This window comes from Intrasporangium sp. (genome assembly GCF_032907665.1).
In the GTDB taxonomy this organism is placed as follows: Bacteria; Actinomycetota; Actinomycetes; order Actinomycetales; family Dermatophilaceae; genus Intrasporangium.
Genome location: NZ_JAJJPG010000104.1, coordinates 5,075 through 12,792, shown reverse-complemented (window position 1 = coordinate 12,792; position 7,718 = coordinate 5,075). Strand labels below are relative to the sequence as shown.

The 7,718-nt window shown below is 72.1% G+C and carries 5 protein-coding genes; all 5 read left to right on the top strand.

All coding sequences use genetic code 11. The features are described 5' to 3' along the window. The first annotated feature begins 164 nt into the window (after positions 1-164). The 5 genes from LOY02_RS14305 to murD are packed head-to-tail and all read left to right on the top strand — an operon-like array spanning position 165 to position 7,636. A complete protein-coding gene (locus LOY02_RS14305; RefSeq protein WP_317183035.1) occupies positions 165-2,060 on the top strand; it encodes a penicillin-binding protein 2 in 1,896 nt (631 codons plus the stop codon). An 11-nt stretch (positions 2,061-2,071) separates the two neighbouring features. Next, positions 2,072-3,679, top strand: coding sequence for a UDP-N-acetylmuramoyl-L-alanyl-D-glutamate--2,6-diaminopimelate ligase (locus tag LOY02_RS14300; protein ID WP_317183034.1), 1,608 nt, complete (start codon positions 2,072-2,074; stop codon positions 3,677-3,679). Beyond that, positions 3,676-5,070 (top strand): UDP-N-acetylmuramoyl-tripeptide--D-alanyl-D-alanine ligase, encoded by a 1,395-nt coding sequence (locus LOY02_RS14295; protein ID WP_317183033.1) that lies wholly within the window; start codon positions 3,676-3,678, stop codon positions 5,068-5,070. Before LOY02_RS14300 ends, LOY02_RS14295 begins: the two co-directional genes overlap by 4 nt. Continuing rightward, on the top strand, positions 5,067-6,149 hold the full coding sequence (gene mraY / locus LOY02_RS14290; protein WP_317183032.1) for a phospho-N-acetylmuramoyl-pentapeptide-transferase: 1,083 nt from the start codon (positions 5,067-5,069) through the stop codon (positions 6,147-6,149). Before LOY02_RS14295 ends, mraY begins: the two co-directional genes overlap by 4 nt. Next, positions 6,146-7,636: a UDP-N-acetylmuramoyl-L-alanine--D-glutamate ligase gene (murD, locus tag LOY02_RS14285; protein WP_317183031.1), complete on the top strand. Its 1,491-nt coding sequence runs from the start codon at positions 6,146-6,148 to the stop codon at positions 7,634-7,636. The genes mraY and murD overlap by 4 nt, the downstream gene beginning before the upstream one ends. The last annotated feature ends 82 nt before the right edge of the window (positions 7,637-7,718 follow it).

Genomic DNA, 7,718 nt, shown 5'->3' with positions numbered 1-7,718 from the left:
CACCCGCGCGGGGCGCGAAGCCGGCACCCACGCGGGGTGCGAAGCCGGCAACGGCGCGGGGAGCGAAGGCGGCAACGGCGCGGGGTGCGAAGCCGGCCGGGCGGGGGCCGGCGCGGCCCTCTCCACGCCCGGCCGCACGAAAGCCCGCCTCGCGTCGCGCGACCGTGTCGCCGCGTGGACGCGGTCCGGCGCCGAAACGGGGGAGCGGTCCCCGGGGGCCTCGACCCCCTCGACGGCTGCGGATCTCCCTGGCCAACCCGCGAGCGAGAGCCCGCGGGATCTTCGTCGTCATCCTCTTCATCTTCACGCTCTTCGGCGCCCAGCTGCTCCGCATCCAGGCCTTCGACGCCTCCGCGACGCAGGCGGCCGCCCTGTCCAAGCGCCTCATCAAGCTGCACACCCCGGCGATGCGCGGCCAGATCCTCGACACCAACGGCCAGGTCCTCGCCGACAGCGTCGAGCGCTTCACCATCGCGGCAGACCCGGTCGCGATCCAGTGCTACGTCAAGGTCCGGGGCGAGTGCGGCTCGCAGGGCGTTCACCAGGCGGCGGTGGACCTGTCGCCGATGCTCGGCATGGACGTCGCCCGCCTCACGACGCTCTTCACCACGCCGGACACCCGCTACGTCATCGTCAAGAAGGACGTCACGCCGGCCGACTGGCGCGAGATCCGGGCCCTCGGCGTCCCCGGGATCGCCGGCGAGCGGACGGCCAAGCGCGTCTACCCGACCTCGATGGCCCTCGGGCAGCTCGTCGGCTACGTCAACCAGGCCGACCAGACGGCCGGCGGTGGCATCGAGCTCATGCTCGACGGCACGCTGGCCGGCCGATCCGGGACGAGGATCGCGGAGCGGGCGCAGAACGGCGCCGTCATCCCGGGCACCCAGCGCGTCGACGAGCCGGCCGTGGACGGACGCAACGTCCGCCTCACCATCGACTCCGACATCCAGTGGTATGCCCAGAACGCCCTCGCCAAGCAGGTGACCGCGGTCAAGGCCGAGACGGGCACCGCCGTCGTGCTCGAGATCGCGACGGGCAAGGTCCGCGCCGCCGCGAGCTACCCCGCCTTCGACCCCAACGACCTCACCAAGGCCACGAAGGAGAGCCTGCGCAACCACGCCTTCCAGGACGCCTTCGAGCCGGGCTCGACCGGCAAGCTCATGACCATGGCGGCCGCGCTCGAGCACGGCGTCGTCACCCCGGACACCGGCGTCATCATCCCCAACCGGCTGCCGCGCGCCGGCATGAAGTTCAAGGACCACGAGGAGCACGGCACCGAGCAGATGACGGCGACCGGCGTCATCGCGCAGTCGTCGAACATCGGCACGATCCTCGTCGGCGAGCGCGTGCCCCCGGCGACGATGGAGCAGACCTACCGGAAGTTCGGCGTCGGGGTCCCGACGGAGGTCGGCTTCGCCGGGGAGTCGAGCGGCCAGCTCGCCAAGGCGAGCGACTGGAACGCGCCGCAGCGCTACACGGTGCTCTTCGGCCAGGGCTATGCGCTGACCGCCATCCAGGCTGCGAGCGTCTTCGCGACCGTCGCCAACGGCGGGACGCGGATGCCGATCTCCCTCGTCGAAGGGGCCTACAACGACAGCGGCACCTTCGTCCCGGCGCCGTCGAAGGACGGCACCCGCGTCGTGTCGGAGAAGACCGCCGCGCAGCTGAGCCGGATGCTCGAGGAGGTCACCGGGGAGGACGGCACCGCGATGGACGCCCGCATCGAGGGCTACCGCGTCGCCGGAAAGACGGGCACGGCAGACCGCTACGACGAGAAGCTCGGCCGCTACAACGGGTTCACGGCGTCGTTCATCGGCTACGCCCCCGCGGAGAAGCCGAAGTACGTCGTTGCGGTCTTCATCCACAAGCCGCGGGCGGGCATGTTCGGCGGCGCGCTCGCCGGCCCGGTCTTCAACCAGGTCATGACCTACCTCCTCCAGCGGGAGAACACCCCGCTGAGCACGCCGTCGGACCTCGACTACCACGTGTGGGCCAAGAACCTCTCGACCAACGACCCCGACGTGCTGAGCGACGCCCGCGCCCGGCGTGACGGCCTGTAAGTTGGCATGACGTGTCACCAGACCTGATCCGACCCTCGACGTCGGGCGTGTCCCTGCGCGCCCTGGCCGAGCTCAGCGAGGCCGAGGCCGACGCCATCCCGCTGGAGGTGTCCGTCACCGGCATCTCGCTCGACAGTCGGGCCGTCCGACCGGGGGACCTCTACGCCGCCCTGCCGGGCTTCAACGTCCACGGTGCGCGGTTCTCCGCCGACGCCGTGCGTCTCGGGGCGGTGGCGGTGCTCACCGACGAGGCCGGTGCGGCGGAGATCGAGCGCTCGGAGGGGCTCGGTGTGCCCGTCCTCGTCGTCGACCGGCCGCGCGCGCGGCTCGGCCGACTCGCCGCCGCGATCTACGGCGACCCCGGCTCGGACCTGACGATGATCGGGATCACCGGCACCAACGGCAAGACGACGACGGCCTACCTGCTCGAGTCCGCGCTCCAGGTCCTCGGGCGCCGGACCGGCCTCATCGGCACCGTCGAGACCCGCATCGGGGACGAGCGCATCGACTCCGCCCACACCACCCCGGAGGCGACCGACCTGCACGCCTTCCTCGCGGTGATGCGCGATCGGGGTGCCGACACGTGCGTCATGGAGGTGTCGAGCCACGCCCTCCACCAGCACCGGGTCGACGGCGTCGTCTACGACATCGCGCTCTTCACCAACCTCAGCCAGGACCACCTCGACTACCACCCGTCGATGGAGGACTACTTCGACGTCAAGGCGGACCTGTTCACCCCCGAGCGCGCCCTCGCGGGCGTCGTCTGCGTCGACGACGCCTGGGGCCGCCGCCTCGTCGAGCGGGCCACGGTCCCCGTCACGACACTCTCCACCACCGGGGACGACGCGGACTGGGTCGCCCGGACCGATCCGACCGGCACCGACTCGGCGCAGCCGGGCAGCTCCTTCCTGCTTCGCGGCCGGTCCGGGGAGGTCAGGCTCAACCTCCTGTCACACCTCCCGGGGACCTTCAACATCGCCAACACCGCGCTCGCCGCCGTCGCCCTCCTCTCGCTCGGGTTCCCGGCAGCGCAGGTCGAGGCCGCGCTGGCGGTGCCACCGGCAGTTCCCGGGCGGATGGAGGTCGTCGCGCCCGGCGGGTCGGACGGTCCGCGCTGCATCGTCGACTTCGCCCACACCCCTGACGCGATCGACGCCGCCCTCACCGCGCTGCGGCCCTCGACGCAGGGTCGGCTCATCGCCGTCGTCGGTGCCGGCGGGGACCGGGACCGCGACAAGCGTGGCGCCATGGGCGCGGCCGCCGCGAGGGGCGCGGACGTCGTCATCGTCACCGACGACAACCCCCGCTCGGAGGACCCCGCCACGATCCGGCAGGCCGTCCTCGCGGGCGCGCGGAAGGCCGTGAGCGAGGGCACCGCCACGGCGGCCGAGGTCATCGACGGCGGGGCCAGGGCCCAGGCGATCAGCGAGGCGGTCGCCATGGCCGTCCTCGACAGCACCGGCCCGGGCGCCGACAGACTCGACACGGTCGACACGGTCGTCGTCCTCGGCAAGGGCCACGAGAAGGGACAGGAGATCGGCGGCGTGATCCACCCGTTCGACGACCGGGACACCGTGCGGCGCGCGCTCGCTGCGGCTGCAGTGGGAGGAGTCTCGTGATCGCCCTGACCCTCGAGGACGTCGGCGAGCTCACCGGGGGTGAGATCCACGGCTGCGACGACCCGGCCGCTGTCGTGGTCGACGGCGTCGTCAGCACGGACTCGCGCGAGTGCGGTCCCGGCAGCCTCTACGTCGCCCGCATCGGCGAGTTCGCCGACGGGCACGACTACGCCCCGTCCGCCGTCGCCGCCGGGGCCGTCGCCGTCCTCGGCTCCCGGCCCGTCGAGGGTGTCCCGACGGTCGTCGTCGACGACGTCCAGACCGCCTTCGGCGCGCTCGCCCGTGGGGTGGTGGACCGCGCGCCGGACCTGCGCATCGTCGGCATCACCGGCTCGTCCGGCAAGACGACGACGAAGGACCTGCTCGCCTCCGTCCTCGCCACGGCGGGGGAGACGGTCTCGCCGGTCAACTCGCTCAACGGGGAGATCGGCGTCCCGCTGACCGTCTGCCGAATCACGCCGACGACCCGCTTCCTCGTCGCCGAGATGGGCGCGCGCGGGATCGGCCACATCGACTACCTCACCCGCATCGCGCCACCGCAGGTCGCCATCGTGCTCAACGTCGGCACGGCACACGTCGGGGAGTTCGGGTCCCGGGCCAACATCGCGCTCGCCAAGTCGGAGCTGCCCAGGGCGGTGCCGGCGGACGGCCTGTCGATCCTCAACGCCGACGACCCCGTGGTCGCCGCCATGGCCGACGGCCTCGCCTCCCGGGTCCAGCTCGTCGGCCTGTCGCCTGAGGCGGAGGTGCGCGCGGAGGACGTGGTCGTCGACGAGCTGGGCAGAGCGGCATACGACCTCGTCGCCCCGCAGGGGCGTGCCCGGGTCTCCCTGCGGCTCAGCGGCGCCCACCACGTCGGCAACTCCCTCGCCGTCGCCGCGGCCGCGCTGGAGCTCGGGATGTCGCTCGACGCGGTGGCGGCTGCGCTGTCCGAGGCGACGCCCGTGAGTCGCTGGCGGATGGAGGTCACCGAGCGGCCCGACGGGGTCGTCGTCGTCAACGACGCCTACAACGCCAACCCCGACTCGATGCGCGCCGCCCTCGACGCGCTCGCGGCGATCTCCGCATCGGGGGAGCGGTGGGCCGTCCTCGGCGGGATGCTCGAGCTCGGTGCCGACAGTGACCGCGAGCACGCCGCCATCGGGTCGTATGCCGCCGGGCTCGGTCTCGACCACGTCGTGGCGGTCGGCGACGGGGCCCGGGCCTACGCCGTGCCCGAGTGGGTGCCCGACGTCGACGCGGCCTACGACCTCCTCGAGGAGCGGCTGCGGCCCGGAGACGTGGTCCTGCTGAAGTCGAGCCGGGACAGCGGACTACGGTGGCTCGGTGACCGGCTCGCCGGCATCTCTGCCACGACCGACGAACCAGACGAAAGGACGGTGGAGCAGTGAAGGGTGTCCTCGCGGCCGCCGCGTTCTCACTGCTCTTCTCCCTGCTGGGCACGCCCCTGTTCATCAGGTTCCTCGTGCGCCGCGGCTACGGCCAGTTCGTCCGCGACGACGGTCCGACGACCCACCACACCAAGCGCGGCACCCCGACGATGGGCGGCGCGGTCATCCTCGCGTCGACGCTCGGGGCCTACGCGATGGCGCACCTCGTCACCCTCACCCCGTTGACCGCGAGCGGCGTGCTCGTCCTCTTCCTCATGGCCGGGCTCGGCCTCGTCGGCTTCCTCGACGACTTCATCAAGATCTCCAAGCAGCGCAGCCTCGGCCTGCGGTCCCGCGAGAAGCTCCTCGGGCAGACGCTCGTCGGCGTCACCTTCGCCGTCCTCGTGCTCCAGTTCCCCAACGACCAGTACCGCACGCCCGCGTCGCCGTTCATCTCCTTCGTCCGCGACACGAACCTCAACCTCGCCTTCGCCGGGACGCTCGTCGGGGTGCTCCTCTTCGTCATCTGGGCCAACCTCATGATCGCCGGCACGTCCAACGGCGTGAACCTCACCGACGGCCTCGACGGGCTCGCGACCGGCGTCTCGACGATGGTCTTCGGCGCCTACGTCCTCATCAGTCTCTGGACCTTCAACCAGAACTGCCAGATCAACCCCGGCATCAAGTGCTACGAGGTGCGCGACTCCCACGACCTCGCCCTCGTCGCCGCCGCGGGCATGGGCGCCTGCTTCGGGTTCCTCTGGTGGAACGCGACCCCGGCGAAGATCTTCATGGGCGACACCGGCTCCCTCGCGCTCGGCGGCGCCCTCGCCGGGCTCGCCATCACGACCCGCACCCAGCTGCTCATCGTCATCCTCGGCGGCCTCTTCGTCCTCGAGACGCTCTCGGTCATGGCGCAGGTGCTCTCGTTCAAGACAACCGGCAAACGGGTGCTGCGGATGGCTCCGCTGCACCATCATTTCGAGATGGTCGGTTGGCACGAGGTCACCGTGGTCGTCCGCTTCTGGATCATCGCGGGACTCTTCGTCGCCCTCGGCCTGGGCGTCTTCTATGCAGAGTGGGTGGTGGGCACGCAATGACCTTCGAACCTGCCCATGAGCCGCGTCCGGGACTCACGCACCGCGACGCGGACTGGTCCGGGTTGCGCGTCCTCGTCGTCGGCCTCGGGCTCTCGGGCTTCGCGGCGGCGGACGCCCTCGCCGAGCGCGGTGCGCGGGTCACCGCCGTGTCGCGCGACGTCACCGACGTCATCACGGAGCGGGCCACCATCCTCGAGATCCTCGACGTCGACGTGCGGCTCGGCCCCGAGCACGTCGTCGACCCGCCCGACGACACCGAGCTCGTCGTCACCTCCCCGGGCGTGCCGCCCCACGACCCGCTCATGCTCGCGGCCACGACACGGTCGATCCCCATCTGGGGCGAGGTCGAGCTCGCCTGGCGGATGCGCCCGCTCGAGGGTGCCGCGCCCTGGCTGACCGTGACCGGCACGAACGGCAAGACGACGACCGTCAACATGCTCGCCTCGATCCTGCGGGCCGCCGGGCTGCGGGCCACGGCCGCGGGGAATGTCGGCACGCCGATTCTCGAGGCGGTCCTGCACCCCGAGCCCTATGACGTGCTCGCGGTCGAGCTGTCCAGCTTCCAGCTGCACTGGCAGCGCTCGGTCTCCGCCGTCGCCTCCGCCGTCCTCAACGTCGCGCCCGACCACCTCGACTGGCACGGCTCCTACGCCGAGTACCTCCGCGCCAAGGGGAGGATCTACGACAACACGCACCTCGCCTGCGTCTACAACGTCGCCGACATCCAGACCGAGCAGCTCGTCATGGAGGCCGACGTCGTCGAGGGCTGCCGCGCCATCGGCTTCACGACGGGGATCCCCGCGCCGTCGATGATCGGCGTCGTCGACGACGTCCTCGCCGACCGGGCCTTCGTCGAGCAGCGCCAGCGCTCCGCAGCGGAGCTGTGCACCCTCGACGACCTGCGTGGCGACGCGCCGTCCGTCCCCCCGCACTACCTCGCCAACGCCCTCGCCGCCGCCGCCCTCGCGCGGGCCTACGGCGTCGGCCCGATCGCGGTGCGCGACGGCCTGCGCGCCTTCCGGCCCGACCGGCACCGGATCGCCGAGATCGCCACCGTCCGCGGAGTGCGCTGGGTCAACGACTCCAAGGCCACCAACACCCACGCGGCCGCCGCGGCCCTCAGCTCCTTCGACAGCGTCATCTGGATCGCCGGCGGACTGCTCAAGGGCGCCGACGTCGACAGCCTCGTCGAGGAGTTCGCCTCCCGGCTGCGCGGCGTCGTCCTCATCGGCGCGGACCGGGCGCAGCTCGCCCGCGCACTCGCCCGACACGCGCCGGATGTGCCGGTCGTCGACGTGCCCGACACCGACACTGGGGTCATGGACCTCGTCGTCTCCCATGCCGCGCGCCTCGCGCAGCCCGGCGACGTCGTCCTGCTCGCGCCCGCCGCTGCATCCATGGACATGTTCACCAACTACGGCGCACGCGGGGACGCCTTCGAGGAGGCGGTCCGGCGGCACCTCGAGGCGAGCGGGGGCGACCTGTGAGCCCCGTGACGACCGGGCGACGGACGGGTGCTGCGCCGCGGTCCGCATCGAAGACGGGGTCGACGTCGGGATCGACGTCGGG